This window comes from Arcobacter acticola (genome assembly GCF_013177675.1).
GTDB lineage: Bacteria > Campylobacterota > Campylobacteria > Campylobacterales > Arcobacteraceae > Aliarcobacter > Aliarcobacter acticola.
In genome coordinates, this window is record NZ_CP042652.1 from 1,546,710 (window position 1) to 1,573,369 (window position 26,660).

The window sequence follows — 26,660 nt, forward strand, 5'->3', positions numbered from 1 at the left end:
TTTATCCTTTATTTATTTTCTCTATATCTTCGAAGCTAACATCATCTAAACTATCATAATAAAAATTAATTGAGACAAAATGATCTAATTTTTTTACAAAATATAAATCGTCTGCAATTGATTCTATTGTGGGAATACTAGCTGTTGGTAAAATTGGAGTTGCTACTGAAATAGATTTTGCTTTTAAATTGATAGCTGTTTTTATACATGCCATCATTGTTAATCCTGTATTAATACCTTCATCAACTATTAATACATTTTTATTTTCTAATTTCTCAATTTTTTCACCATGTCTAAATCTACTTACTCTTTGAGTAATAGACTCTTCATAAACTTGTTTAGATCTTGCATATACATAATCTAAACTTATATCAAAAGCCTTAACTAACTCTTCATGTATTAAAACTTCCTCATGTTCTGTTACTACGGCAATTTCACAAAATTCATTATTTGGTGCAAATATTTTTTCCGAAAACATAATATCATATTTACCATTTAAAGCGTTAGCAATTATTTTAGCTATTTCAAAACCACCATAAGAACTAGAAATTACAGTCCAATCTTCTAATTTCATACTATCTATTGGTAAAATATCTAGTAATCTATAAGCAGCTACTTCTCTATTCTTAAAATATATTTTATCTGAATTCATCAATTATTATCTTCTATTTCATATTTTTGATTAATTCCACCTATTGGTTTTAATGTTAAAGTTACATAAAATACCTGTTGATCAACCCCATCTGAATCAGAAGATGATGCAACAATCTCATTTTGGAATTTAAGATTTAGATTCCAACAACTATCATCTATTCCTAGAGAAACACCTTGTTTACTTCTTTTATTTTCAAGTAAATTATAATTTTCATAATAAGAAACTTTATAATCTTTTGATAATTTATATGATGTACTAATTCTATATGATTCTAAATCTTCTCTATCATTGCTTGTATTGTCAGTTTCTTTTGATTGGTAATAACCTAAAGTTAATGATGCGTCTTGATATGTAAATGTACTACTAACTGAGTTTTCAACAAACTTTTCATCTTGAACATTATATACAGTTTTACCAGAAACACTACCATAATCATGATTCACTTTTACATAGTTCTCTAAATCTTGCAGTTTTGGATTATCTAGGTCATCATATAAAATAGATTGAGAAACTTTGTGATTTACTAGTTGCTTTAAACTATTTTTTCCATAAATTGATTGATTTACTGATAATTCAATATTTTTTTCTTCATCAACTATATCAAAAGCTTCTAACTCTGTCTCTTTATCAGAACCATCTTCTGTTGTTATTTGATATAAATCACCATCTTCTTTTAGATTCGTAGGAATTGAATATTTAGCATTTAAATTAACTGTATGTAAATATTTATCATATGGTTTAATTAAATCACTACCTACTGAAATAGAAGCTCTATTTTGAATCAAATCACCATCTTCATAATTATCACTTCCAAAATTATCATAATCATATTTCATTAAAACTATTTCATTTTCTAAATTAAGGTACATAAAATCATCTAGAAAATATTTACTATAACTAATAGGAGCGCTTATTTTATAAACATTTGCAGTTATACCTTCATCTCTAGTGTAGTTACTAGCTTTTGTATCTAATGAATAAACTAAGTTATCGATAAATGATTCTTTATTATAAGAGTGAAACTGTACTTGCGGTAATTCTTGAAGAGTTCCTGCATTACTATCAGCAGAAGTATCTATATAGTATCTTCCATATACCCCTGTATAATAATCATTTGTATTGTAAAAATAATTGATTTTTGACTCAACTTCTGAATCTGTTGAAGTAGTTGTATCATCATTTTCTAAGGTTATATACTCAACATCATTTAAGTAATTAATAGATGTATATAAACCATCTTGAGCTTTACTGCTTTTAGCAAAAATATTTCTTTTTTGGTAATCTAAATCAAAACCATAGTGTAAATCACTATCTAAACTATTATCTATTACATAATCATCTTGCTCTTTAAATATCCCTGTTTTCATCTGTAAAATAGAATCTTGTGAGTCAGCATATCTATAATATAAATATGAACCGTATCCCCTAGTAGTTCTAATTTGAGGTACTAATTCAAAATCATAGTTTAGAGCAGGAGCATAAAATATAGGTTGAGAGTAGTATAAACCTTCTCCACTTGAAAAACCTAATGTTGGTATTAATAAACCTGTTCTTCTAGTTTTATCAGCTGAAAAACCTAGGTAGGGACTATATAAAATAGGTACATTTTTTATATATAATCTTGGATTATATGTATTGATCCATTTATCTTCTGTATTATAATCAGCACTAGAAGCTCTAATACTCCATATAGGATCTAAACAATCACAAGATGAAAGAATAGTACTATCTAGTTCTACTATTTCAGTTTCTTTTGTAGAAGCATTTGAATTGATCCAAATTTTATCTTTTGATTCATACAAAAACATTGGGTTTTGAGTAAAAGCATCTTTTTTTAAGTCAACAAAAGCATATTCACTTTGAGTTTGAATATTATTTTCTTTTATAATTAAAACATTATTAAATAACTCAAAAGTTTCATTGTCTTTATTATATATTATTTTGTCAGCACTTAAATAATAAGTTGGAGAAAAAACAACAACATCTCCTGTAGCAACAACAATATTATCTTTTGTATCTATATTTTTTGAGATTAACTGAAATTTCTCATTTTTTATTTCTTCTGCACAAAGTAATGAAGATGTTATTATCAATGAAGCTATAATTTTTTTATACATTAACTACCAACGTTTTTCCTGTTATATCATGAAATGTTCTTCTACCTTCATTAAAAAAACCAATTAAAAAACCTACATAAAAAAACATCTCAGAGAATATTCTTCCAACTGATCTTAAAAATGATGAAAAAAATGAAACTTTTCCCCATGAATCAACATCTATAACTCTTATTTTTGCAACAATTTTACCTACTGTTGCACCAAAATACCAAATAAAGAAAGTATGATATGCAACTTTTAGTGCTATTAATGGCATAACTAAATCAGTTTTCATTAAAAACATCATTGCCTCCATATCATCACTATGTGAGATTATACTATTCCAAAATATTACCATAATAATTACAGTAATTAATAAATCATCAATAACATAAGCAAATGCTCTTGATTTCATTGATGCTAATTGTAGATTATTATTACTATTTTCTTGCATTAATATTTACTTTAAAGCTTGATATGCAATATCAGATCTACATTTTTTCCCAGCAAAATGAACCTGCCCACATAAAGCATAAGCTCTATCTCTTGCTTCTTTTATACTTTTTCCAAATCCTACACAAACAAGTACTCTTCCACCTGTTGCCATTAACTTATCATCAATTTTTTCAACACCAGCATATGAAATATGAGAATTATTTAATAAATCTTCATCAACAATATCATCAACTATAATTTCAGCAGGTGTACTAGAACCATATGGATAATTACCACTTGCCATTACAACACCAACACTAAATTCATTTTTGATTTTAATATCTAATTTATCAAGTTGTTTTGTAGCACCTTTATAAAAAAGTTCAGAAACAGTAGTTTCTAATAAAGGCATTAAAATTTCACACTCTGGATCACCAAATCTTACATTATATTCTAAGATAATTGGTTCACCTTTAACAACCATAACTCCAATAAAAAGAACACCTTCAAAAGGAGCACCTTCTTGTTTCATACCAGCTAGTGTTGGAATAATTACTCTTTCTTCAATTTTTTTATAAATGTCATCATTTACTAAAGGAGTTGGAGCATATGCACCCATACCACCTGTATTTGGTCCAGTATCACCATCCCCTATTCTTTTATGATCTTGAGCAGCTGGTAAAACTTTATAGTTTTCACCATCACAAATAGCAAAAACTGATAATTCATAACCATCTAAATACTCTTCAACAACAATAGAAGTTCCAGCATCACCAAAAGAAGTACCTGATAACATATCAGATGCTGCTTCTTTAGCTTCTTGTTTTGATTGAGCGATAATTACACCCTTACCACCACATAAACCATCTGCTTTTACAACAATTGGTAAATTCATAGTATCTATAAAATCATGTGCTTCTTTTTCATTTGAAGTCTCAATAAACGCTGCTGTTGGTATGTTATATTTTTTTAATATATTTTTCATATAAACTTTTGAACCTTCTAGTTGAGCTGCAGCAGCACTTGGTCCAAAAATAGTTAAACCATTTTCTTTAAATATATCAACAACACCATCTACTAATGGAGCTTCAGGCCCAACAATAGTCAAATCAATAGAATTATCTTTTGCCCAAAGAGCTAATTGTTTATAATCTTTTATATTTATATTTGTTCCCAATTTATCAGTAGCACCATTTCCTGGCATAAAAAATAAATTATGAGCATTTTCTTTAAATATTGCTAATCCAATAGAGTACTCTCTACCACCATTACCAAGTATCAATATATTCACGATAATTCCTTAAATAATAATTTTAGTACCCAAGTAGCCGCTAACCATTTAAATGGCCCTAAAAGCCAATAAGCGCACATAAGAGATATATTTTAGGAGCTTAAACGTAATGAAAAGCTGCACACCGTATATCTACAATCACGTACAATACAAAATTATCGGACCCACAACAATGGAAATCCCGAACTACTTAGATAATCTCATTTTATCCAAAGATGGTTAAAATTGAGTTTAAATTAAAAATTGCTTTGCTAGTTTTATACACTCATCAATTGATGTTTCAGAACTAATAGTATAATCAACATTTTTTGGTAGATAAAGAGCTGTAGTTTTTCCAATAACTATGGCCTTATATGAATCATTCCAAGAATATTGTTGGAAGAAACACTCTACACTTGAAGGTGATGTAAAAATAAAAACAGAATTGTTTTCTAAAGCAACATTTGACTTTTTACAAGAAGTTTTATATACAACTAATTCATCCAATAAAACATCATTATTTTTTAGTATATCAACTAAATTTGAAACAGTTTTTAATGCTTTTATATAAAGAACTTTTTTGTTTTTTAATAGCGCTATTAATTCTTGAGCGAAATCATTTCCATGGGATGTAATGCCAGTAAAAGCAATTTTTCCACCTAACTTTTCAATAACTTGAGCAGTTTTAGGAGCAATGGCGAAGGAAGGTATTTTTTTCCAATCTTTATTAAAAGATTCTAAAGAATAAACTGCATTTTTTGATGTGAAAATTAGAGCATCATATTTTAATAAATCTATTTTTGATTCTATATATTCTATTTTGAAAACTTCTAAATTTTCAACTTCAGTATAAATTTGATTACTTAAAAGATATATTTTAGCCATTGTTTTTTAACTCATATTTTTGTGTATAATTTATTGCATCATCTAAACTAGAATATATTTTTATTTTTTTGAATACATTATTTGAATCTACTGAGAGTATTTTTCTTTTATGTCTATATCTTAAAACCAAAATGATTTCAAAATCTTTATTTCTAAATTTCTCAATAATCTCTTCAAGGGTAAAAATAGCAGAAATATCAAAAAAAGAAACATTTTTACAATCTATTATTATTTTTTTACTACCTTTTAGTTTTTCTAACTTATCTTCTAAAAAAGATGCTGTTCCAAAAAATAAAGATCCATTTACTTTTATTATTTGAATATCAGTATTTTCAATATCAATATCAAATGAAACTTTTGAACGAGCTATTTTTATTCGAGTATTTCGCGATACTTGATAAACAGCCATTATTGAAGAAATAGTAATTCCAACACCAACAGCCATTATTAAATCTACAAAAATAGTTAATAAAAATACTGTAATCATAATAAGTAAGTTTTGTCTTGATATTTTATTTAGTATTTTTAAAAATTTATAATCTAAGATATCAAATCCTACTTTTATCAAAATTCCTGCTAACACAGAAAGGGGAATCTTAGATGCAAGCGGAGCTAAAAACAAAACTATTAATAATAAAGTAATTGAATGAACAATTCCAGATATTCTAGTTGTTGCACCACTATTTATATTTATAACTGTTCTCATAGTTGCACCCGCTCCTGGAATTGCACCAAAGAAAGAACATACCATATTTCCAATTCCCTGCCCTATTAACTCTTTTTTAGGATCGTGTTTTGTTTTTGTTTTAGAATCAGCAACTATTGAAGTTAAAAGTGAATCAATTGAACCTAAAAGTGATAAAGTAATAGCTAAGGTTAAAATAGTACTTAATTTTAATATATCAAATGAAAGAGGTAATACAAATTCAGGTAAACCCATAGGTATTTCACCAATTGTTTTTACATTAAAACCCATTAATATAGAAAAATATGTAACAAAAACTAAAGCAATCAATGCAGATGGAACAATTTTTGAAATTTTACTTGGAGTTAAAAACATAATAGAAAGAGTAATAGAAGCTATTATTACCGCTTCATAATTTACTTTTTGCAAAGTTTCCAATAAGTGAGTTAAGGTGTAAATAATAGAAGAAAATCCATCAACACCTAAAAAAGGATTTATTTGTAAAATAATGATAATAACACCAATTCCACACATAAAACCTGAAATTACGGGATAAGGAATATATTTTATCCACTTTCCAATACCTACAATTCCAAAAGAAATTTGCATAATTCCTGCAAGAAAAACAACTGTCATAACGGCTGGGAAATCATTTGGGAAAGTAGCAATTGTAGCAGCAACTACAACTGTCATAGGTCCAGTTGGACCTGAAATTTGAGTGGGAGTTCCTCCAAAGGCAGCTGCAAAAAAACCTAAGATTATTGCACCATATAAACCAGCAATTGCACCAGCTCCACTTGCAACTCCAAAAGCTAAAGCTAAAGGAAGAGCAACAACTGCAGCTGTAACACCAGCAAAAATATCATTTTTTACTCTGTTCAAAGGAAACTCCTAGAAGTTAGATATTAATTTTCTCTTTCTAAATATTCTTCATCACCCATTTTATCATGTTTTCCACGAGCTATTACGTGAATTGGAGTACCTTCAAAGTTAAAGTTATCTCTTAAGTAATTAATTAAATATCTCTTATACGAGAAGTGTAAAAGATTTGGTTTATTCATTACTAATGCAATTCTTGGAGGTCTTGTACTAAATTGTGTTGTATAATAAATTCTTAAATATGCTCCATTTGGGCTTGGTAATGAATGTCTCATTACAGCTTCTTCAATAACTCTATGAAGTTGTGAAGTTGGAATTCTTTGAGTATAATTATTATGAATTTCAATGATTTTTTCTTTTAATCTTTCAATACTTCTTCCTGTTTTTGCAGATACTGCAATAATAGGTGCATAAGATAAAAATCTAAATCTTCTTCTAATCTCTTCTTGCATTTTCTCAAATGTTTCTTTATTTTCGTCCCATTTATTTAGAACAATAATAGTACCTAATCCATATTCATCAACTAAACCTGCAATTTTTTCATCTAAATCAGCAAGTGGTTCAGAAGCATCTAAAATAACAAGAGCCATATTAGCTTTTTCTAACATCTCTTTTGTTCTCATTAAAGCATATTTTTCAATACCTTCTATACTTCCTCTTCTTCTTAGTCCCGCTGTATCAACAAATGTAATTTCTTTATCTTTGTATTCAAAAGACTCATCAACTGGATCAATAGTAGTTCCAGCAATTGGTGAAACTACAGATCTTTCTTCTCCTAAAATTGCATTTAGCATAGAAGATTTTCCTACATTTACTTTTCCAATAATAGCAACTTTTATTTTATTGTCATCAACTTTCTCATCTTCAACAACTTCATCTGAATCAAATTTTCCATTATCTTCATTTGAATAGTCTTCTTCATCATCATAATTAGGATCTTCCATTCTAGCTTTTTTTAAAGCTTCTGCTTCTTCATTTGCTACTGTTTCAAGATTAACTGGAAGATGATTATAAATCCAATCGAATAGATTTTTAGTTCCTCTATTATGAGAAACTGAAATTCCAAAAAGATTTTCGTCCCCTATTCCAAATTCAAAGAATTCCCAAAGTCTTTCTAATTCTTTATCATTGTCAATTTTATTTACAATTAGGGCAAGTTCTTTACCTAATCTTTGAAGCTCATAAAATAATTCTTTATCCTTATCATCAGGTATATTCTTACCATCAACCATAAAAAGTATTATATCAGCCTCTTTTGCTGTCTCAATAGCTTTTCTTTTTACATTTGAAAATATAGCATCATTTGTTTCATCAATACCACCTGTATCTAGCATTAATGCTTTTCTATCTAATATTTCAATTTCATGTTTTCTAATATCTCTAGTTGTACCTGCTAAATCAGAAACAATAGCAATTCTTTTATTTGCAATTCGATTGAATAATGAAGACTTCCCTACATTTGGTTGACCAATTAGTGCAATTTTTTTTAATGTTTTATCCATAAATTTTTTTAATCCTATTTTTTATCATAAACTAAAAAAGGTATTAGCCAAAAATGCTAATACCTTTTTCATAACAAAAGCTTCTATTAATATAGTCCAAATTTACCTTGAACTGAACTTTTGTAAAGAACTCTCATATTATCATCTTTATCAATAAATACTTTAAATTGTGCATCAGATGCTTTTAAATCTTCTAATGCTTCTTCAATATCTACTGGTTTATAAGATGTTAATCTTACAGGAGCAATTTCCTCTTCAAATTTTTCTAATTCTAATGCAATACCATCTTGAATTTCATTTGCAACAACTTCAGTTAATTTTGTAGCTTTATGAGCTGCAATTTTATCATGATGTCTTCTTAGAACTTTAGATACTCTATCAACAGCTATATCAATAGCTGAGTATAAATCTTTATCTTTTTGTTTAACTACAACAGTATCTAAATGTGCAATGTTTAAAGTGAATTCAAACGAGAAAGCTTTTTTACCATGTTTCTCTTCTTGAGAAATAATTGAATTTACAGAAATAATATCTAAATTAAATTTTTTAAATACTTCAATTGAGCTATTAATATATTCTTTAATAGCATCTGTTAAATCTATGTGTCTTCCTACAATACTTGTATTCATAACATACTCCTTAATTATATTTTATATATTTTAACATAAATAATATTAAATAGTAGCAAGTCTATAAAATATAACCCTTGTATAAACTTGCATATATTTATAAAATAAATAATTTAGCTTAAGAATCGCTCGTACTAGTATCAATTAGAAGCTTTAAAGATGCAAAAGCATTTTCCATTTGTGTGATTAAAACAGTATATGCAGCAAATTGAGTAGCCATAGCTGTATATTTTTCATCTAATTTTTCAGATGCAGTATCATAATCATCACTTAATGTATCAATATAAGTATTTAATCTATCTTCATATGTTGTCAAAAGTCCAGTTGATGAGTCCAATGAATCCAAATAAGTTTTTAATCTAGTTCCTAAACCTTCTTTTTCAGCATACCCAACAAACAATTCTCTTAAATCATCATAATTATCAGTAACAGCTGTTGTTAATGTTGTAGTATTAACATTCATATAACCATCACTATCAAAAGAAATTCCATATTTAAACATACTTTCTTCATTATTTAATCCATATGAATCAAATAATATTTCTTTAATTCCTGACATCATACTTTTTAATGTACTTGAATCAGAGATAGTTGCAGCAGTATCTTCATCACCTAAAGTATAAGAATCAATCAAGTCAACTAAGTCATTATATTTTGTTGCAATATCTGAAATTCTTGTAACAATTGTACTAGTATCTCTTTCCATATTAATTGATGAATCACCTGTTGAAACAGCTTGTATTATTAAACCATTTTCCATTGTAAGTTTATTTGAAGATACATCATAATCAACACCATCAATTTTTGCTTTCATATTCTGTGCTTTTAAAACATGGTTATTATCTTCATCTTCAAAACCTAATTTTGTAGTACCACTTTGTGAAATAGTTACCGCATTTGCAGTTCCACTTTCTGTGCCTTTAACTATCATTCGATAACTTGTATCATTTATTTTTTCTAAATTTACATCCAGTTTAGAGTAATAACTCATTTCTTCAACTAAATCTTCATAAGATTTACCCGTAGTATCAAAATCATAAGCAGTACCTCCAACTGTAATAGAAAGAGTTCCTCCATTAGTAATCGTTGAAGTTATATCAGAAATGGTATTTGATTGATAAACATCTTTTTGAGCTAATTGACTAACGTTTACACTTATTGTTCCTGGATTTAACTTAGATGTATCAGCTGCATCAAAACTTACTGAGCTTCCTGATGTAGTAGCTGTTATTTCATCAAAAATATTTGTGCCACTGGTATATAAATCAAAATCATCAACTAAATCTAATAATTCAGAAACCATAGTCTGGATTTCTGCTAATGCATCCAATTCAGCTTGTGTATCCTCTTTATCAGTTGTTATAGGATCAAGTACACTTGTACTTTCTGCTGTCTTTAATTTTGTAATTAATTCTGAACTTAAATCGACACTTCCCGAACTTCCTAGTCCTAATATTCCATCTGCCATTTTTTATCCTTTACATATTCAATAAGGTTTGCAACATTTCATCAACTGTTGAAATAACTTTTGCATTTGCTTCATATGCTGCTTGATACTGAAGAAGATTTATCATTTCCGTATCGGGGTCAACTTTCGTAAGGTTATTGTATGTTGTTTCTAATGCATTTACAACTGCATCTTGAGACTCTAATTTAAATCCATTATCTTCTACATTTGAAGATATGGTTACTAGTAAACTTTGATAGAATTTTACAAATGAAGTTTCTGAATCTCCTATTGTAACATCATCATTCCATTGTATTTGTGCTAAATTTTCTAAGTCATCATTAGTTAAAGAATTTACATTATCTGATATAAAACTTAATGAATCAACACTTGAACCGTAAAATAAAGGTGTTGCACTATTAGAATTAACTGTATCTACAAATGCTTGAGCAAAATCATCTAAACTATTTTTGTATTCATAGATATTTGAAGTTGAAGATGTAAGTTCTTCTGTTAAAGCTTTTAATGATCCACCACTTAGTGCTAATTCATTATTATATACAGCAAGAGAAACATTATTTTCAGCTTCTATTGAATCATCATTTTTTGATATTTCATTTTCATTTAAAGAGATTGAAATATTAAATTTACCTTCTTCACCTTCAATATTAGATGTGATAATTAAATTATTACTTGTATCTAAAGAAGCTGTGAAGTTAGTAAATTCTGAACTAGCATTTATCTTATCCATAATTTGTTTTTTTGCTGTTTCACCTGTATCAGTAGAACTATCTATTGTTAATTCTACAGAAGTATTATTTAATACTATTGAAATTTTATCTCCACTACTAAAATTAGTGGCATCAAAAGCACTTGAATTATAAATATCTTTTTGTGCAATATTTTCTTCTTTTACACTTATCTCATGAAGATTTGTGTTATTAAAAATCACATTAACACCTGATACTTTTAAATTATAAGTGCTACTTGTTCTATTTATTTCAATATCAACATAATTTGATAGTTTCTTTTCAAGGGCATCTCTTTTATCTAATAAATCAATCGATTCTGTATTGCTTTGTAAAATTTGTTCGTTAAGAGAAACTATTTGTTCTAAAATATTATTTACAGTTTTTACATCATCTTCTAACTGAGCTCTTGTACTTGTTATTGTTTCATTTAAATCTTCATTTAAAGATTTTATTCCATCAACTACAAATTCTGATTGAGAAGAAAAATCATTTTTATAAATTAAATTTGTAGGATCACCTCTTAAAGTTTCTACAGAATCAAAATAATTGCTTAAAGTTGAAGAAAAGCCTGTATTTTCAGTTTCACTAAACATCATCTCAACATTACTTAAAATTGAATCTTCTGATTCATAATATGAAGATAAACTATCTTGTGAAACTAATTTACTCAACTTTCGCACATAGATTCCAGTAAATAAATGAACCAGAGTTGAATAATAAAGCCCATAAATAGGCACTTTTTAGTATAATTTCATAACGACAATCAACTATACAAAGGTGTTTTTATGGGACTTGACAATTATATTCAAACTGCTATGAGAAGCATATTAAAAAACCCAATTCTTGAAGTATTATCAGAAATAAAAATTACAAAAATACTTAAACAAAGTAACTTTGTAAAAAGAGAAGTTGGTTATCCTCCTTTTCAAATTATCTTACATTTTGTTTATATGCTAATTATGAATAAAAGACAATCAGCTTTTATAAAAAACAGTGAGAATGCATTTGGTAAAGACGCCTATTACAGATTCATTAAAGAGAGTCGTTATAACTGGCGAAAGTTTTTGATACTAAGTGCTGCTGCACTTTTGCAAAGAATAAAACTATTACATAAAAATGGTGAACACCGCTTGCTTATTATTGACGATACAGTAGAACCCAAAAGAGGGAAATTCATTGAAGGAAGTTGTAAATATGTTTGGAGTAATAAAGAGCATAAAAGTATCAATGCATTAAACATTGTATCTTTAAATTATGCAGACTCACACTCAACTTTTCAAGTTGATTTTTCTATAAAGATGAATGATAGTAAAAGAAAAGAGATATCAGAATTTACAAGTAAACTCCATCATAGAAGTAATTCATATCAAAGAAAAAGTGAGATAATAAAAAGTAAAAACACACTTGCTATAGAGATGCTTGAAAGAGCCTTGAATAACGGAGTTGAAGCAGATTATCTATTGGTTGACAGTTGGTACGCTAAACCAAACTTTATAGAAAAAGCTAATGAGCTCGGTATGCCTGTAATTTCAAGACTTCCAAATAATAAACTCATTTGGAACTTTAAAGGCAAACATAAAACAATGAATGCAATCTATGAGAGTTTAAAAAACTCTCGTCATAAAAGCGGCGGACAGCATGGCAAAATATCTTACAAATACTTTGATGCAATTATAGAGCATGCAGTTTTAGGTAAGATTAAACTCGTATTTTTGCACACAGGCAAAGACTTGTTAGTTTTTATCTCAACTGATATAACTATCGCAGGTAAAGAGATAATAGCTACTTACAAAAAGAGATGGAATATTGAACAAGGTTATAAAGATTTACGAAACCTTTTTGGTTTAGGAAAAGAAGAGAATCGAATCTATGAAGCACTTATTGCGAAAATAACTCTTTCAATGTTTACCTACAATATTGTAAGCTATATCAATCGCATAAAGCATGAGCCACAAACACTAGGAGAACTTTTTAGAGATTTAGAGTGTGAACTTGAAACACTGGCAATTTCAATGCAACTGTTTATTCAAATATTGACAAAAATTAGTGAAATTCAAAATGTTGTCAAGGATAATAAAGATTTACTCAACATTATCGCTGTGTTAAGTGCTTACACTAAAAAAGAACTTGGTTTTATGTGCGAAAGTTGAGTAATTTATCATATAAATATACGCTTGTACTTCTAGTAACAGAATCAAAAGAAACTCCATTTCCAATATCATCTTCTAAAGTAGTAAGTTCTGATGTATTGATAGTTCTTTTTATATAACCTTCTGTATTTTCATTAGCAATATTATTTGATGTAACGTCAACTGAATACTTTGCAGCATCTAGTCCACTTCTTCCGATATATAAAGAGTTAATCATAAAATCCTCCTATAAATATTCTTTTCATTTCAAAACCTAATTATTTTAAATAATCAACAAGAGATAAGCTATTTATCTTACTTATTGTTGAATACAAAGCTGTATAAGTGTTTTGTAATGACTGTGATTCAATTGCAAGGGCTGTTAAATCAGCACCTGCATAAGTTTCATAAAGAATATTAAAATTTGTTAATTTTGCTTCAGTTATCTGCTCATAATTATCAATATAAGAAGTTCTTGTTCCTAATATTGCATGATTTAAATTTACATTGTCATAAGCTGAATTAATTTTTTCCAAAGAATTAGACAAAACTTGATTTGCTGCATCTTCTGTAATTGCATTTCCACTTGAATCTTGCTGTCTTAGTGCATTTATTATTTCATCCAAAGTATCAAATATTGAAGTTTTTGATTCTAGAGCAACACTTACTAAACTTGCAGTATAAGTTCCATCACCATTAACTGTAAAAAAAGAAGATGCTACATTAGAGTTATTTACATTATCACCATTTAAAAATAAACCATAATCACCGGTACCTGTAGTATCTACTAATTGATACTCATTTCCATCATTATCTAATATCATTTCATCTGCACTAAAAGTCAAATCTGAATTTTCTTGTGCAGTTTGATTTGTAGTATATAAAAGTTCAATACCATTCACCCCTTGCGTAGCATAAGTTTTATCTTCTACGTTTAGAGTTTTGTTATCATTTGAACCTGTATATGTAACTTTTCCACTAGCATCTTTTTCAAAAGATGCTGAATCTGTATTTTTACCTGAAAAGACATACTGCTCATTTACACTACTATTAGATAAATTAAATATAGTATCTTTAATAGATTCAATATTCGTTGCGATTATTTCTTTTGTATCACTATTATTAGTTCCATTTAAAGCTTCCATTACTAAACTTTGTGCAGAATTAAGAGCAGTTTTCATATTTGATACGGCTGTGTCACTTGTAGTATTATATGAATTAGATAGTTGAATCTTGTCTAAAATACTAGTATATGTTTTTACATTATTCTTCACTGATAATATTTCATTATATTGTTTAGCATTATCACTTCCGTATTGTAGTGCTTCACCACTACTTAAACCATAAGTATTTTTTTCATTTCTTTTATTTAACATATCTAGGTTAAACATAATATTATTTATAGAACTAACCATAATAAACTCCTAATTATTGTTTTAGGTTGATTAACGTTTGCAAAATACTATCAGCTGTAGTAATAGATTTCGCATTTGCTTCAAATGCTCTTTGAAATACCATTAAATTAACTAAACTTTCACTTAAATCAGCTGTACTAAGCTCTAATGTTTCACCTTCAATAAAAACACCGTTGTCATTAGCTACAGAATAAACTGGATCTCCACTTTCTGTTGTTTTTGCATACAGATTATCTCCAATAAGTAATTAATCAAAATTAATGTCTTGTTTTATAAGCTAGTTTTAGCTATAATACTATATGAGATATATAAGTAATTTAAATAATAAAACAGTAAAAGAATTAGAAAAAATAGTAAAAAATGGTAGTTCATTGCAATTAAGACAAAGAGCTAAATCTATACTTTTAAGTAATGAAGGTATAACAGTAAAAGAGATATGCAAAATATTCAATAAGTCAACAAGAACAGTTTATAGATGGTTTGATAGATTCAAAGAAGAACAAATAGAAAATTTATCTGATGAAATTGGTCGTGGTAGAAAACCAGCACTAAATGAAAATGATATTGATAAAGTAAAAAAACTTATTGAAACAAATAGTATCAAAGAGACTTGTATAGCTCTTAATAAAGAGTCAAAAAGAGTTAAAAAAGTATCACCTCAAATCTTAAAAAGATATTTAAAAAAATATACAATATAGTTTTAAAAGAGCTAGAAACACTATATTTAAAGAGAAGAAGTGGATGAATTATTCTTCCAAAAAAGCTCAAATACTTAATGTTTTAAGCTGGTCTGCTAAAGATTGGATTGATACATATTATTTTGATGAGAGTGGTTTTTCACTTGATTCAAATATCCCTTATTATTGGTCACCAATAGGTAAGCCAGTAGAAATTCCATCAAATAGATTTGCAAAAAGAATAAATGTTTTAGGGTTTTTAAATACAAAGAATAATCATCTCTTTTCGAAAACTACAATAACAAAAGTAGATACACAAGTTGTTATAGATTTCTTTAATGATTTTGTAAATCAGATTACAAAAACTACTGTTGTCATACTTGATAATGCATCTATTCACACAAGTAAGCTTTTTAAAGCAGAGATAGAAAAGTGGGAGAAGCTTGGACTACAATTATTATTTTTACCACCATATTCACCTGAACTAAATAAAATAGAAATATTGTGGAAACATATGAAATATCACTATCATAAACTAGAAGCTTATTTATCATTTGATAATTTACATAAACATGTTAAAAATTTATTAGCTGGCTTTGGAACTAATTATGACATTAATTTTAAGTAGGTACTTAGCATCTAGTCCAATGTTATTGTTAAATTGTGCAATAGCAACCTGACCAATTACATAATCCATACCATCTTGCTTCATAGTAATAAGTCCTGTATCATCAACAGAAAACTCTCCAAAAGAAGAATCTGTTAATCCTAAAGAATCCATTTTTAATTGTAAAGATGAAAGAGTTGCGTTACTTTGTTTAACAGTAGAAACAATTTCCATAAACTCAGCACCAGCTCCAGTATTTCCACTTACATCTATATTTCTATCTTTTGTATATTCAGTTGCAGCAGGAAGTGTAGAAGCATCAGTAAATTTTAAAATTCCTGTAAATTCTTCTCCAGCAGTTTTTGATTTAATTACTAAATTTCCGTTAATATTTTGAGCTTCAACTAAAAGATTTAAATCACCATTAAGATTGATTTGAGCAATTAGACTATCCATTAATTCAATTTCAGTATCACCGGCAGCTGCAGTTACAGAAGCCACATTACCATTAATAGAAAAAGAAATAATATCGCCTGTGCCAATAGGTGTTACAGCTCCAGTATCATCACTGAAAATATCATCTGGCATGTAAGCATCTAATTGATTACCGGCAACTGCATCTCTTAATGCTTCCATCGCACTTGTAACAGCTGATTCCCCTGTTCCTACAACATTTTCACTCACCGTTGTTTTCGTTCCATCTTGCTCTGTTGATCCATTCACTTCACTTAAATCTCCAATAGTAAATGCTTTACCAGGTATTATTGAATCAATTTTTATTTTACCATCTAATACATCAGCATAGTCAGTACTTGCAGTGTAAGTATCTACTCCTGCTAAAGTTGTAGTTTTAACTGTATAAGCATTTAATCCTGTAATATTTGATATTTTATCTGCTAAAGCTTGGTAAGTTGCAATTCTACTTACTAATATGTTATATTCTTCAGTTGAAGTTCCTCCAATACCATCTAGATCAGTGGTAACTCCCGAAGCATCTAGTGCCGCTTTTTGTTCAGTACTTGCAGAAGAGTCTACATAATTTTGAGTAATTTTATTTCCATTTATATAAACATATATTTGATTTCCTTCTGAACTAAGTTGTGTCGTAGTCGATACGGGAAGTAAATCTATCATAGTACTTTGTGCAATTGAAGGAGTAGATAATGCTTCAGGATCTAAGGCATAATCTGATAAAGCACTAGAATAATTTGTAATCAAAGATTCAATATCAGAAATTTTTGTAGCTTGACTTTTTACTCCTGAACCTGATAATTCAGATGCATCACCTACTGCTGTAGCGCTGTAGTCAGTAGTTTTTGCTGCATAAGTTTCTACTCTATCAGAAAATTGTACTATTTGATTTCCAGCTATTTCTGTGAAAACATCTGTAAATGAAGTAAGATTATTATTAGTTGAAGTTACATCTGTTTCTGGATCTATTGCACTTAATGCCCAACCTTGAACTTCGTTTCCATTGGAATCTTGTAAAGTTCCATTTTCACCCATTCTAAAATTTCCAGCTCTTGTATAATAATTCTCAGAAGTTCCTGTAGAACTTTTATTTGAGACAACAAAAAAACCATCTCCATTAAGTGCCATATCATAAGAGGAACCAGTAATATTTAAACTTCCTTGTGTAAACTGTTTTTCTGCAGTTGTAACTTTTGAACCTTTTCCAATGCTATCTTGATACATTAAATCTGCAAAAGAAACTCTTGAAGATTTATACCCAACAGTATTTACATTGGCAATATTATTTGATTCGTTATCTAAGGCTGTTTGCTGAGATGATAACCCAGCAATTCCTGTCCATAATGTACTAATCATTTTAAATCCTTTATGATTAAATAGTAGTTCTCACTATTTTAATCATAAGATTTAAAAGTAAATAGATGGTAAGAATTAAGTAAACAGTACTAATTGTTCATAAACAATTAGTAACTATTAGTAGATTTTTGTAATATCAGTGTAAGAAATAGTTTTTGCTTCACTACCATAAGCAGTAGCTGTATCTTCTGTATAATTCAATGTTGAATTACTTTGAGATAAGGTTGAAGAACCACCACTAACTGAAACAACCATTTGGTATTTACCACTAGTATTTTGAGCCATTGAAGCTGTAATTCCAGAAGCATTATTAATTTCAGTTGCTAATTCTTCATAAGTTTTATCATAAGTAGAGAAAGTATAGCTTGCATCATCACTATTTGTTAAAGTTATAGTACCATTTTCATTTGTTGAATTTACAACATCAGAAGTACTGTCTACTCCATCAAAATAATAAACATCATAATAGTTTTCTAACTCATAAGCTGTTAAAGCTATCGATCCATCATTCATTGCAACTGATGAAACTTTATATTGCTTTGCATTACCATCATCATCTAAATCACCATTTTCAACAATATTACCAATAATATTAGCTGAACTTGCTAGTGCTGATTGTTCAAATGTAGCTTGTAAAGATTCCATTGCTGCTACAGTTGCTGTATTAGCATCAAGTGTAGATAATTGTAATTGAGTACTAAGCATTGAAGCTGAATCAACTGTATTCGTTGGATCTTGAAGTTTGATTTCAGTAAGCATTAATGTAATAAAATCAGAACTTTCTAATGCATCATTACTAACAGCTGTTGTATAACTATTTCCATATGCATCAGTTGATGAACTTGTTGTTACAGAACTTGTTGTTGCCATAATATACTCCTATATTATAATTTATATTAAATTCTAACTTTTAGAAGTAAATATAGGGTATAAAAAAGTAAATAAAAAGTAAATATTAAACTACAATAATAATATATTACTGATTAACTAATTTATATCCTACTCCTCTAATTGATATTATATATTTAGGTTTTTTAGAATTTTCTTCAATTTTTGATCTAACTCGTCCAATTAGAACATCAATACTTTTGTAAGAGCTTTCATATTTAATTGAATCAACATTAGAAAGTAATTCTTGTCTTGATATTACAAAACCACTTTTTTGAATCATATATTGTAAAATAAAATACTCTGCATTAGTTAATTCAACTAAATCATTATTTTTATAGATTTCCATTTTTGATTCATCATATCTAAAAATTTGTTTTTTATTTAGAGTATCATTTTTATCAGGTATTTGGTGATCACATCTTTTTAGAATTGCTTTTATTCTTAAGATTAATTCTTGTAAATCATATGGTTTTGCCATAAAATCATCTGCACCATAAGAAAAACAAGCTATTTTATCGCCTAAAAATGCTCTTTGTGTTGAGATGATAATTGGAGTTTCGTAGCGTAATCTAATTAATCTACAAACTTCTATTCCATCTATATTTGGTAGAGTTAAATCAAGTATTATTAGGAGCCACTTGCAAATTCAATCCCCACCAAGTAGCTAATTTTTCATTGTAGCTATTTTTTACTTTAAAAAAAATCATTCTCATTTTGCTTTCGCGTTGTTTTGCTCTAATTAACTCAATTTTCTTAAAAAATCATATTTTCACTCCGTACTTTATGGTTTTGTTTTAAAAATCTACTCATTTTTTGGTATTTTTACAAATCTCAAGTTACAAGTTTCAAACTTTGATGGATACAAATAGATAAAATCCCAAATGCTAAAACTGAAGCTACTTTTGTAGCTCCTTGATAATAGATTGTATTGCATCCAAAGTCTTCTTTGAGATATTTATTGACTCTCTCAACCATACTTCTTTGGTTATAGTGATGGATATCTGAAGATTGTGGAAGATTGAAATATTCAAACTTCTTTTTCTCATCTTCTGCGAGTTGTATTTTGTCCCTTAACACTTGTGAATTTTTAGGGTTTATGTCTATAATTGGACGGTGTCCATGTTTTTGTGAAAACTCTCTAATAATATCAGCATCATATCCAGCATCTTGTAAATCATAAAGGTAGCTTACTCTTCTTGAAGTCTCTTGAATGAGAGGAAGAGCTACAGAACTATCGTGAACATTAGCACCTGAGTAAAATGCTGCTATTGGAATATCACCATCCACCGCACTGATGTGGAGTTTGCCGCCTATCCATATTTCACGGTTGCCTTTGGAGTTTTGCTTCACACCTACACCGCATTTAATCGAGACAAGCGACAACATCTCCTCTACTGTTTGCATATCTTTTTGTTGATTTAGTATTGTCGGCTTAATTGGTTCTCTTGTTTCACCTTTTTTTGGTCTGCCTCGTTTTAACTTTGATTTTTCTTCTTCTTTTTCAGCCTTAAGAGGTTTTTCTCTTAGTGGTATCTTAGTAGCATCGCTGGCATTATAAAGAAATACAGTATCGGACAAATACTCTTTGACAAACTGCTCATGAGTCTTCTGGGCAATTCGCAGTTCGCTCAAGCTTTTAAAAACTCTACTAAATTTTGATTCACTTGGAATATCACTCTTGTATCTCCACCCACATAATACTCTGAGGGTTCTATCGTTTTTGAGCCTATCGATCAAATCTCTTGTTGTTTGAATATTGTAAACACTTTTAGCTATGAAGGCTCGTGCAATCTCTTCCCTATCCTTTGGAGTATTTGTGATAGATACTACTGTTACATTTTTCTCAATTTGAGCAAAGTCTAATATCTTGATAAGCTTTTGCTCTTTGTGAGATAATTCCTCTAATCTAAGCTCCTCTTTTAAAATTGGAAATAAAGAGGATTCAAGGTTCAAAATTCGCAACAACATTTTTGATAATCCAGAGGAAGCATTTTTAAAAGAAAATTTTGGTAAAATACTCATATAAAGCCTATTTGATTGATGTTTTGTATTGTTTTTGTGGTAAAAAATTATAACATTTACATGATTTCAAAAGGCTTTTTAAAATTTAAATTAGCTTAAATTATTGGTTGTTTGTGGGAATCTGCAAGTGGCTCTTAGATTAAATTTTTTAAGGGCCAGAGCTGAGATTCCAAGCTCTGGTGTTTCGTAATTAGTAACTTCGATATTATATTGTTTTAAATATTTAATTAAAGTATTAGCAAATTCAAGATCATCTTCTATCATCAAAATATTTATCAAACATTACCCTTTGTTTATATTTAAAAGTATATTATATCAATATAAAACAAAAAGTAACAATATTAAACTAATATTTCTCTATTTCCTTTAGCATTAACTTCTGATAAAATACCTGATTGCTCAAGTTGCTCTACTATTGTTGCAGCTCTGTTATAACCAATTCTAAGTCTTCTTTGAATATAAGAGATTGATGTTTTTTTCTCTGTTAAAACTATTTCTTTAGCATCTTCATATAATTCATCAAACTCTGTAAGGTCTGTTGTATTAGAAGAGCTTAATGCACTTTGTGTATTTCTATCTTTAATAAAATTCATATCATACTCAACAACTCTTTGATCTTTTAAGAAATCTACAACTTTTTCAATTTCAGTTTCAGTTGACCAAGGAGCATGTATTCGTACAAGTCCTGACATTCCAGGAGGTGTAAATAACATATCCCCTTTTCCAAGTAATGACTCAGCTCCCATAGAATCTAGAATAATCTTAGAATCTATTTTTTGCCCTACTTTATAAGATAATCTACTTGGTAAATTTGCTTTAATAAGACCTGTAACAACATCAACAGATGGTCTTTGTGTTGCTACTATTAAGTGAATTCCACTAGCTCTTGCCATTTGTGCGAGACGTGCTATTGAATACTCAACATCTTTTCCACTTGTCATCATTAAATCTGCTAACTCATCAATAACAACAACAATATAAGGCATTGTTTCATAACCTTCTACTTTTGCTTTATCATTATAGTTTTCGATATTTTTAGTTTTTGTTTTTGACATTAAAGTATAACGTCTTTCCATTTCACTAACCATATTTGCTAATGCATTTATTGCATCCCCTGCTTTTGTAATAACAGGAGTTAAAAGATGAGGAATATCGTTATACATTGAAAATTCAAGCATTTTTGGATCAATCATCACAAGCTTTAAGTTATCTGGGGAATTTTTATAAAGCAATGACAAGATCATTGAGTTAATTCCAACAGATTTTCCAGATCCTGTAGTTCCAGCTATTAGTAAGTGAGGAAGCTTTTTAAGATCTGTAATAAACGGTTTTCCAACAATATCTTTTCCTAAAATCATAGTAAGAGGAGATTTTGAATTTTGAAAAATCTCACTATCTAATAATTCTTTTAAATATATTGTTTGTGTATCTTCATTTGGAACTTCAATACCAACAACATCTTTTCCTGGAATTGGAGCTTGAATCCTAATAGTTTGAGCCTTAAGCGCCATTGCTAAATCATCTTGAAGACCTAAAATCTTTGAAACTTTTACATTTGGAGCTGGTTTAAACTCAAATGTAGTAACAACAGGACCTGTATAAGTTCGTACGACATCACCATCAATTTTAAACATAGCTAATTTATCAAGTAAATCACTTATTTTTTGATCAATAAATGCTTCTGATACTTTTGATTTATTATCTTTTGGAGAACTTTGAAAAAATGAACTTGGTGGTAATTCAAAATTCTTTGGTTTTTCTGTTTTACCTAATTCAATTTGATCTAGAAGTTTTTTATTTTCTTCTAACTCTTCAACAATTATTCCATGAGACTCTACAACCTCAATCTTTTTAGCGAAATCATCTTCTTCAAATAATGATGTTTCATAAAGTTTATTATCTTTAATCTCTTCTATTTCTTCGTAAAGTTCTGGTTCTATAACTTTTGAAGATTTTGGAACAGTTTTAATTTCAGGGATACTTTTACTTAAATTTCTATCTATGTTATTTAAAACAGCTTGTGTATTTTCTTCAACTCTTTTTTCTCTTCGTTTATTCTCTATTTTTTTAATATCTAGAGTATTTCTTAGTTTTATTTTATTTTTAAGCTTAGCTAAATCACTAAATTCTAAATCAGAATTTTCAAATAAAACTAATGCACATATAATAAATCCTACAAGAACAAAGAAATAAAGCCCTGCTCTTCCAATAATTGGAGATAAAGAATCAACTAATATATTACCAATTTCTCCTCTATAATAAGGATTTTCAACAAGCAGTGCTTGAAAAATTAAACAAACAAATAATAGTAAAAAAACTACTAGGAAATTTAATATTAAATCTCTTTCTTTGATATTCTTTTTGAAATTAAGTATATATAATGGATAAATAAAAAGTAATAAATATATATATGATAAATATCCAAAATATTTTTGTGAAAAACCAGAAAAAGTTGATCCCACATCTCCCACAACGTCTTTTCCACTTTCAAAAGTAGAAAATTGGAAGTAAATAATAATAAATAAAATAATTAATGATATGATTCTCTTTGCGATTTTAAAACCTTTTTATTTTAATAAGTTTGCGATTTTTCCCTGTAATCTAAGCCATTGTCTATGCTCAATTAAAGGAAATCCAGCCCATGATTTTTTAGGCTCATTTATACTTTTTGTAACTCCACCACGTGCGGCTATTGTTGAAAATGCTGCAATTTCTAAGTGACCAGCTGTTGCACTTTGTCCACCCATCACTACATAAGCATTTAAAATACTAGATCCAGAAATTCCTACTTGTGCTACTAAAATTGAACCTCTTCCTATTTTACAGTTATGTCCAACATGTACAAGATTATCTATTCTTACACCATCTTCAATGATTGTTGATTTAAATACAGCTCTATCAATAGTAGAATTTGCACCAATTTCCACATCATTTCCAATAGTAACATTTCCATTTTGATAAATTTTTATATATTTACCATCTTTTGTATTTGCAAATCCAAAACCATCACTTCCAATTACAGTTCCTGCATGAATAATACAATCACTTCCAATGGTGCAATCTCTATAAACCGTAACATTAGGATAAATAATAGTGTTGTTTCCTATTTTTACATTATCACCAATAAAAGCTCCTGCCATAATAGTACAATCACTTCCAATAATAGAGTCTTTACCAATATAAACATTTGGCATAACCTTTGTTCCACCACCAATTAATGGTTTTTCACCATCCATTTCAATAACATTTGGTGTAAAAAGTTTAGAAATTTTTGCCAACATTAAATATGGTTCTTCACAAATTAAAGCTATTGTGCCAAGAGGAACTTCACTTGCATTTTCAGCTGTAACTAAAACCGCTGCTGCTTTTGTATTTTTTAAATCTGATAAATATTTTTTATTTTCTAAAAAAGTAAGTTCATTTTCATTTGAATCTGTAAGAGTGTTTAACCCGATTATATCTTTTTTTTCTTGGCAATCAATACCAATAAAATCTGCAATCTCTTGAATAGTCATTTTTTATCCTTTAATTAGGATAAGATAAGAGTTTTTACCCTTATCTTTCCATTGCTACAATACCACTTCTTACTACTTCAAGTGGATTGAATTTTTGCATAACTTTTATAAAGTTCATGATTCTAGCACTAGAATCTGTAGCTGAAACTATAATAGCTTCGTCAGTAACATTTTGAATACTCCCATGGTAAGCACGAGCAATTACATCAATATCTGATAAATTATTATCAATTGAAAATTTCATTAAAACAGTATCTTTTTCTACAACATTTCTATGTTCGTTTACTTTTAATACAGGAATTAATTTATTTAATTGTTTAACAATTTGATCAATAACTCTTTTATCACCTGTTGTTACAATTGTCATTCTTGAGTATTGACTTTCAGCTATTGGAGCAACTGTTAATGAATCAATATTGTAACCTCGAGCTGAAAATAATCCAACAATTCTTGATAATACGTTATGTTCATTTAGAACAATCACAGAAATAACCTGTCTAGTTGTTTCTGTGTCGTAATAGTGATTAAAATTATTCATTATTTTCCTCCTTCAATTAAAGTCATTTCATTTAATGCATGACCATTTGGAACCATTGGTAATACCTCTTCATTTCTTGCAACTACAACTTCTATCATTGCAGGTTTTCTTTGTTCAACTGCATCTTTTAAAGCTGCATCAAACTCTTCTTTTGTTGTAACTCTATAACCAAGTCCTCCAAAAGCTTCAACAAGCATTTTAAAGTTTGGTTGAGCTGATAAATCAGTTTCTGATAATCTATTTCCGTAAAACATTGTTTGCCATTGTCTTACCATTCCTAAATAGTTGTTATTTAAAATAATATTTATAACTGGCAATTCATACTCTACACAAGTCATTAACTCTTGAATATTCATTAAAATTGATCCATCACCTGTGAAGTTAATAGAAACTTTATCCGTTCCTTTTAAAGCACGTGCAACACCCATTGCAGCTGGTAATCCAAACCCCATAGTTCCTAAACCACCTGAAGTAATCCATTGTCTTGGATATGAAAATGGATAAAATTGTGCAGTCCACATTTGATGTTGTCCAACATCTGTAGAAATAATTGCTTTTGCACCTAATAGTTTTCCAACTCTTTGTATTGGCCATTGAGGTTTAATAACTTCATTTGAATCAATATATCTTAAAGGCTCTTTTTCTCTGTAATCTCTTAATAATTCAACCCAATTTGTATAATCATTAAACTCTATTTCACTATTATCAATAGCTTCAATCATAGCTTTAACAGTAATTTTTAAATCTCCAACAATAGGATAATCAGGAACTACAAGTTTTGCAATAGATGTTGGGTCAATATCAACATGAATAACTTTTGCTTTTGAAGCAAATTCATCAAGTCTTCCCGTTACCCTATCATCAAATCTAGCACCTAAAGAGATTAATAAATCTGTTTCATGGGCAGCCATATTAGCAGCAAATTCTCCATGCATACCTAACATTCCAAAGAATAATGGATTTTCATCACCCATTACTCCCCTTGCCATCAAAGTCTCAACAGCTGGAATATTTAACTTTTTAGCTAATTCTCTAATTTCAAATGAACAGTTTGATAAAACTGATCCACCACCAACATATAATAATGGTTTTTTAGCATTTGAAATTGCTTCCATTGCTTTTTTTAATTGTCTTTTATTATAATTAATTGTTGGTTTGTATGTTGGCATGTTAACTTCACTAGGATAAATAAAATCACCTATTTCTGCTGTAATATCTTTTGGGATATCAACATGCACAGGTCCTGGTCTTCCAGTACTTGCTATATGAAACGCTTCTTTAATAATTCTTGGTAAATCTTCAATTCTATTAACTAAATAATTATGTTTTGTACAAGGTCTTGAAATTCCAACAGCATCAATTTCTTGAAATCCATCTGAACCAATAATTGTAGTTGGAACTTGTCCTGAAATTACAACTAAAGGAATAGAATCCATGTATGCATCTGCAAGTCCTGTTACAGCATTTGTAAATCCAGGTCCTGAAGTTACTATTGATACTCCAACTCTTCCAGTTGCTCTTGCATACCCTTCAGCTGCAATTATAGAAGCTTGTTCATGTCTATTTAGGATGTGTTCAAAATGATTTTGTTTATATATTTCATCGTAGACGTTCATAATAGCGCCTCCAGGGTATCCAAATACTACTTCAACCCCTTCTTGATGTAATGATTCTACAACCATTTTTGCGCCAGTCATCTTCATAATAATTCTCCGTTGTTCTAAAAATAAGTAGATATTTTACTCAAAGATTAATTAAATTACGGTTTGATAAAAGAATTAATTTGAAAAATTATTTATAAGTA

Annotated in this window: 25 protein-coding genes; 3 read left to right on the plus strand and 22 right to left on the minus strand. The window is 28.7% G+C overall.

Annotated features, from left to right (window positions below):
* Position 1: 1 nt before the first annotated feature.
* The 10 genes from AACT_RS07905 to AACT_RS07950 all read right to left on the minus strand — a co-directional run bounded on the left by AACT_RS07905 (position 2) and on the right by AACT_RS07950 (position 11,906).
* Complete coding sequence (locus tag AACT_RS07905; RefSeq protein ID WP_172126282.1) at positions 2-652, minus strand: phosphoribosyltransferase; 651 nt, start codon at positions 650-652, stop codon at positions 2-4.
* Positions 652-2,772, minus strand: a complete 2,121-nt coding sequence (locus AACT_RS07910; RefSeq protein WP_172126283.1) for an LPS-assembly protein LptD — start codon at positions 2,770-2,772, stop codon at positions 652-654. Before AACT_RS07910 ends, AACT_RS07905 begins: the two co-directional genes overlap by 1 nt.
* Positions 2,765-3,205 carry an RDD family protein gene (locus AACT_RS07915; protein ID WP_172126284.1) on the minus strand — a complete coding sequence of 147 codons (441 nt, stop codon included), beginning with the start codon at positions 3,203-3,205 and terminating at the stop codon, positions 2,765-2,767. Before AACT_RS07915 ends, AACT_RS07910 begins: the two co-directional genes overlap by 8 nt.
* 6 nt (positions 3,206-3,211) lie before the next feature.
* Positions 3,212-4,477, minus strand: coding sequence for a phosphoribosylamine--glycine ligase (purD, locus tag AACT_RS07920; RefSeq protein WP_172126285.1), 1,266 nt, complete (start codon positions 4,475-4,477; stop codon positions 3,212-3,214).
* 231 nt (positions 4,478-4,708) lie between these two features.
* The gene (locus tag AACT_RS07925) at positions 4,709-5,341 is read right to left on the minus strand and encodes a uroporphyrinogen-III synthase (protein ID WP_172126286.1); all 633 of its coding nucleotides are present in this window, start codon (positions 5,339-5,341) and stop codon (positions 4,709-4,711) included.
* A complete protein-coding gene (locus tag AACT_RS07930) occupies positions 5,334-6,908 on the minus strand; it encodes a SulP family inorganic anion transporter (RefSeq protein WP_172126287.1) in 1,575 nt (524 codons plus the stop codon). The genes AACT_RS07925 and AACT_RS07930 overlap by 8 nt, the downstream gene beginning before the upstream one ends.
* A 23-nt stretch (positions 6,909-6,931) precedes the next feature.
* Positions 6,932-8,407: a ribosome biogenesis GTPase Der gene (gene der, locus AACT_RS07935; RefSeq protein WP_172126288.1), complete on the minus strand. Its 1,476-nt coding sequence runs from the start codon at positions 8,405-8,407 to the stop codon at positions 6,932-6,934.
* Between the two features lie 86 nt (positions 8,408-8,493).
* Entirely contained in the window at positions 8,494-9,036 is a 543-nt protein-coding gene (gene hpf / locus AACT_RS07940; protein WP_172126289.1) for a ribosome hibernation-promoting factor, HPF/YfiA family, read from the minus strand.
* Between the two features lie 118 nt (positions 9,037-9,154).
* Positions 9,155-10,504, minus strand: a complete 1,350-nt coding sequence (fliD, locus tag AACT_RS07945; protein ID WP_172126290.1) for a flagellar filament capping protein FliD — start codon at positions 10,502-10,504, stop codon at positions 9,155-9,157.
* 10 nt (positions 10,505-10,514) lie between these two features.
* A complete protein-coding gene (locus AACT_RS07950) occupies positions 10,515-11,906 on the minus strand; it encodes a FlgK family flagellar hook-associated protein (RefSeq protein WP_172126291.1) in 1,392 nt (463 codons plus the stop codon).
* A gap of 114 nt (positions 11,907-12,020) precedes the next feature.
* On the opposite strand from AACT_RS07950, the gene AACT_RS07955 reads away from it, so the two are divergent.
* Positions 12,021-13,385 (plus strand): IS4 family transposase, encoded by a 1,365-nt coding sequence (locus tag AACT_RS07955; RefSeq protein ID WP_172126292.1) that lies wholly within the window; start codon positions 12,021-12,023, stop codon positions 13,383-13,385.
* Here AACT_RS07955 and AACT_RS07960 read toward each other — a convergent pair.
* From AACT_RS07960 to AACT_RS07970, 3 genes are read right to left on the minus strand one after another with little or no spacing between them, the layout of a single operon-like run.
* The gene (locus AACT_RS07960; RefSeq protein WP_172126293.1) at positions 13,369-13,602 is read right to left on the minus strand and encodes a flagellar basal body protein; all 234 of its coding nucleotides are present in this window, start codon (positions 13,600-13,602) and stop codon (positions 13,369-13,371) included. The two genes, AACT_RS07955 and AACT_RS07960, sit on opposite strands and share 17 nt — an antisense overlap.
* Before the next feature lie 40 nt (positions 13,603-13,642).
* Positions 13,643-14,779, minus strand: a complete 1,137-nt coding sequence (gene flgL / locus AACT_RS07965) for a flagellar hook-associated protein FlgL (RefSeq protein WP_172126294.1) — start codon at positions 14,777-14,779, stop codon at positions 13,643-13,645.
* 13 nt (positions 14,780-14,792) lie between these two features.
* Positions 14,793-15,020: a flagellar basal body rod C-terminal domain-containing protein gene (locus AACT_RS07970; protein ID WP_172128595.1), complete on the minus strand. Its 228-nt coding sequence runs from the start codon at positions 15,018-15,020 to the stop codon at positions 14,793-14,795.
* 58 nt (positions 15,021-15,078) lie between these two features.
* On the opposite strand from AACT_RS07970, the gene AACT_RS07975 reads away from it, so the two are divergent.
* On the plus strand, positions 15,079-15,477 hold the full coding sequence (locus AACT_RS07975; RefSeq protein ID WP_172126026.1) for a helix-turn-helix domain-containing protein: 399 nt from the start codon (positions 15,079-15,081) through the stop codon (positions 15,475-15,477).
* A 43-nt stretch (positions 15,478-15,520) separates the two neighbouring features.
* A complete protein-coding gene (locus AACT_RS07980; protein WP_172124293.1) occupies positions 15,521-16,084 on the plus strand; it encodes an IS630 family transposase in 564 nt (187 codons plus the stop codon).
* Here the strand turns inward: AACT_RS07980 and AACT_RS07985 are convergent.
* The 9 genes from AACT_RS07985 to AACT_RS08025 form a co-directional block, all read right to left on the minus strand.
* Positions 16,043-17,890 (minus strand): flagellar hook-basal body complex protein, encoded by a 1,848-nt coding sequence (locus AACT_RS07985; RefSeq protein WP_172126295.1) that lies wholly within the window; start codon positions 17,888-17,890, stop codon positions 16,043-16,045. The genes AACT_RS07980 and AACT_RS07985 overlap by 42 nt on opposite strands.
* Before the next feature lie 117 nt (positions 17,891-18,007).
* Positions 18,008-18,760: a flagellar hook capping FlgD N-terminal domain-containing protein gene (locus AACT_RS07990; protein WP_172126296.1), complete on the minus strand. Its 753-nt coding sequence runs from the start codon at positions 18,758-18,760 to the stop codon at positions 18,008-18,010.
* Positions 18,761-18,866: 106 nt separating this feature from the next.
* On the minus strand, positions 18,867-19,427 hold the full coding sequence (locus tag AACT_RS07995; protein WP_172128597.1) for a winged helix-turn-helix domain-containing protein: 561 nt from the start codon (positions 19,425-19,427) through the stop codon (positions 18,867-18,869).
* A gap of 185 nt (positions 19,428-19,612) precedes the next feature.
* Positions 19,613-20,803 carry a transposase gene (locus tag AACT_RS08000; protein ID WP_172126297.1) on the minus strand — a complete coding sequence of 397 codons (1,191 nt, stop codon included), beginning with the start codon at positions 20,801-20,803 and terminating at the stop codon, positions 19,613-19,615.
* A 90-nt stretch (positions 20,804-20,893) separates the two neighbouring features.
* Positions 20,894-21,082, minus strand: coding sequence for a response regulator transcription factor (locus AACT_RS08005; protein WP_430385335.1), 189 nt, complete (start codon positions 21,080-21,082; stop codon positions 20,894-20,896).
* 62 nt (positions 21,083-21,144) lie between these two features.
* Positions 21,145-23,265 (minus strand): DNA translocase FtsK, encoded by a 2,121-nt coding sequence (locus AACT_RS08010; protein ID WP_237682663.1) that lies wholly within the window; start codon positions 23,263-23,265, stop codon positions 21,145-21,147.
* Between the two features lie 105 nt (positions 23,266-23,370).
* Entirely contained in the window at positions 23,371-24,318 is a 948-nt protein-coding gene (lpxD, locus tag AACT_RS08015) for a UDP-3-O-(3-hydroxymyristoyl)glucosamine N-acyltransferase (protein ID WP_172126298.1), read from the minus strand.
* Between the two features lie 40 nt (positions 24,319-24,358).
* Positions 24,359-24,856: an acetolactate synthase small subunit gene (gene ilvN / locus AACT_RS08020; protein WP_172126299.1), complete on the minus strand. Its 498-nt coding sequence runs from the start codon at positions 24,854-24,856 to the stop codon at positions 24,359-24,361.
* Positions 24,856-26,559: an acetolactate synthase large subunit gene (locus AACT_RS08025; RefSeq protein ID WP_172126300.1), complete on the minus strand. Its 1,704-nt coding sequence runs from the start codon at positions 26,557-26,559 to the stop codon at positions 24,856-24,858. Before AACT_RS08025 ends, ilvN begins: the two co-directional genes overlap by 1 nt.
* Positions 26,560-26,660 lie beyond the last annotated feature (101 nt).

Coding starts and splice junctions, on each gene's coding strand:
- der (WP_172126288.1), bottom strand. CDS start 8,407: ATGGATAAAACATTAAAAAAAATTGCACTAATTGGTCAACCAAATGTA.
- AACT_RS07960 (WP_172126293.1), bottom strand. CDS start 13,602: ATGATTAACTCTTTATATATCGGAAGAAGTGGACTAGATGCTGCAAAG.
- AACT_RS08025 (WP_172126300.1), bottom strand. CDS start 26,559: ATGAAGATGACTGGCGCAAAAATGGTTGTAGAATCATTACATCAAGAA.
- AACT_RS07980 (WP_172124293.1), top strand. CDS start 15,521: ATGAATTATTCTTCCAAAAAAGCTCAAATACTTAATGTTTTAAGCTGG.
- AACT_RS07985 (WP_172126295.1), bottom strand. CDS start 17,890: ATGATTAGTACATTATGGACAGGAATTGCTGGGTTATCATCTCAGCAA.
- hpf (WP_172126289.1), bottom strand. CDS start 9,036: ATGAATACAAGTATTGTAGGAAGACACATAGATTTAACAGATGCTATT.
- fliD (WP_172126290.1), bottom strand. CDS start 10,504: ATGGCAGATGGAATATTAGGACTAGGAAGTTCGGGAAGTGTCGATTTA.
- AACT_RS07925 (WP_172126286.1), bottom strand. CDS start 5,341: ATGGCTAAAATATATCTTTTAAGTAATCAAATTTATACTGAAGTTGAA.
- flgL (WP_172126294.1), bottom strand. CDS start 14,779: ATGGTTAGTTCTATAAATAATATTATGTTTAACCTAGATATGTTAAAT.
- AACT_RS07955 (WP_172126292.1), top strand. CDS start 12,021: ATGGGACTTGACAATTATATTCAAACTGCTATGAGAAGCATATTAAAA.
- AACT_RS07905 (WP_172126282.1), bottom strand. CDS start 652: ATGAATTCAGATAAAATATATTTTAAGAATAGAGAAGTAGCTGCTTAT.
- AACT_RS08000 (WP_172126297.1), bottom strand. CDS start 20,803: ATGAGTATTTTACCAAAATTTTCTTTTAAAAATGCTTCCTCTGGATTA.
- ilvN (WP_172126299.1), bottom strand. CDS start 24,856: ATGAATAATTTTAATCACTATTACGACACAGAAACAACTAGACAGGTT.
- AACT_RS07990 (WP_172126296.1), bottom strand. CDS start 18,760: ATGGCAACAACAAGTTCTGTAACAACAAGTTCATCAACTGATGCATAT.
- AACT_RS07910 (WP_172126283.1), bottom strand. CDS start 2,772: ATGTATAAAAAAATTATAGCTTCATTGATAATAACATCTTCATTACTT.
- lpxD (WP_172126298.1), bottom strand. CDS start 24,318: ATGACTATTCAAGAGATTGCAGATTTTATTGGTATTGATTGCCAAGAA.
- AACT_RS07975 (WP_172126026.1), top strand. CDS start 15,079: ATGAGATATATAAGTAATTTAAATAATAAAACAGTAAAAGAATTAGAA.
- AACT_RS07915 (WP_172126284.1), bottom strand. CDS start 3,205: ATGCAAGAAAATAGTAATAATAATCTACAATTAGCATCAATGAAATCA.